Below are 1,743 nucleotides of genomic sequence, written 5' to 3' on the forward strand. Positions count from 1 at the left end.
GCCTTCAACGAAGACCCCGAGAAGGTGTTCCGCGTCCGCGACCTGCACGAACACCTCGGCCTGCCCACCGACGAGCCCTCGATCAACGTCACCCGCTCCCGGCTGGGACGACTCGTTCGCCAGGGATCCCTCGAGCAACCCGGACGTGGCCGCTATCAGAAACGGACTTAACGCCCTCTGAGCGGTGGCCAGCCAGCGCCACACCGTGCGCTCCGACACTCCTAGCGCGTCCGCGGCCACGCGTACATGGACTGCTGTCAGCTTCTTCCCTGCCCGCAGTGCGAGCAGCCGCCGCACGGCCGGACCGCGCAGCGCCGTCCTCGACGCCGCAGGCAGTCCGCCGTCTGGGTGGATGGCGTCGCCGTCCTTCATGTCAGCTCCCCTCACGCGGGTGGGACGTCGTGTGCTTGCCGGTGGCCGGGAGCATGCGATCGCCCTCCCGTCTCTTGCAGGAGCGCTCCGTTCACAGTGGCGGCGCGACCCGCTGGAACAGCCGCCTCAGCAAGGCCCGGTCGATGGATGCATCAGCGGTGGTGAGCAGCGCGTTCTGCAGGTGCGCAGTCAAAGCGGCCCACGTGCGGAACGTGCCGTGCGCGCACGACCGGTCGATCCACGTCAGGTCCTGGGCCGGTACGGTGCGCCACAGCGGATGGAAGCCGGTCACCACGGTCGCCACTTCCGCTCCGGTCAAGCGTGGAACCTCCTGCCATGCGCCGATACGCGATGCCAGCTGCGGCAGCCGGGACAGCGCCCGCTCGCTGCCCGCCCCGCACAGCACCAGCGTGATCCGGGTGCCGGGGTGGTCCCACAGGCTCTGCAGGTACTCCAGGCACGGCACGGGCAGGCGCTGTGCCTCATCGACCACCAGCACCCGCGCCTCACCCAAAGCCCCCGTGACCGCGGCGTCGGCCAGCGCCGACGTGTGCGGGAAGCGGCCCGCCAGCCCCAGAGCGTCGAACACCGCCCGCCTCATGCCGGCCACCGACGGGCGCACCGGTACCGGCACCCACGTCACCTTCCAGCCCGGGGGCACTTCGCCAAGCGCCATCCGCACGGCCGCGGTCTTGCCCCGGCCCGGGTCGCCGAACACACACACCGCGCCCTCCGTCGCCATCGCCTGACCGACCGCCTCGGCCACCGCCCGCCCCGACGACGTCCACACCAGCTGCGCGCCCGCCGGCAACGCCACACCTGCTAGCGCACCGTTCTCCCCCACCGGCAAGCCGCTGGTCGCCTCTGGTCCGAGACGCGGTGGCGCAGACGTCTTCACCGCGCCGCCCTCCTGCGGCCCGGCCAGGGCGAGGTCAGCCAGGGCCTGCCGCGTTTGCTGCTCATCCCGCTCCCGCCGCACCACCGCGCGGTCCGGCAGGACCCTGCCGGCCTGAAGGTCCCGGCGCACCACCCGGTGCAACGACGCCAGCGAGGGCACCTCGCCCCCGGCCTCCTTCATTTGCCGGTGCAGCGCCGCCACGTTCCCGCCCGCCTGTGCCAGCACCTCCCACGCCTGGTCGGACAGCTCCAGCCGGGCCCGCGGTCTTGGCTCCATGCGGCCCTCCGTCCGCGCAGCCTCCAACCAGCGCCACACCGTGCGCGCATTTACCCCGCCGACCTGGGCGCCCGCACGCACGTGCGCCGTCGTCAACGCCCCGGCCGCATCCAGCTCCAGCAGCCGCGCAACCAGCACCGGCCTGGACACTCTCAGCCCCGCCGTGACCTCACCCCACGCGCCCGGCTCCCCCACCC

Annotated in this window: 2 protein-coding genes and 1 pseudogene; 1 reads left to right on the top strand and 2 read right to left on the bottom strand. The window is 72.8% G+C overall.

Annotated features, from left to right (window positions below; all coding sequences use genetic code 11):
- The first annotated feature begins 24 nt into the window (after positions 1 to 24).
- Entirely contained in the window at positions 25 to 171 is a 147-nt protein-coding gene (locus tag C1I97_RS36585; protein WP_258382919.1) for a type IV toxin-antitoxin system AbiEi family antitoxin domain-containing protein, read from the top strand.
- 6 nt (positions 172 to 177) lie between these two features.
- Here C1I97_RS36585 and C1I97_RS42210 read toward each other — a convergent pair.
- Together C1I97_RS42210 and C1I97_RS36595 are read right to left on the bottom strand one after the other, a co-directional pair.
- Positions 178 to 297, bottom strand: a pseudogene (locus tag C1I97_RS42210) (helix-turn-helix domain-containing protein); the annotation flags it as partial.
- A gap of 166 nt (positions 298 to 463) precedes the next feature.
- On the bottom strand, positions 464 to 1,743 hold a 1,280-nt coding region (locus C1I97_RS36595), incomplete at its 5' end, for an AAA family ATPase (protein WP_309147862.1).

It is taken from the genome of Streptomyces sp. NTH33, from assembly GCF_003236365.1.
In the GTDB taxonomy this organism is placed as follows: Bacteria; Actinomycetota; Actinomycetes; order Streptomycetales; family Streptomycetaceae; genus Streptomyces.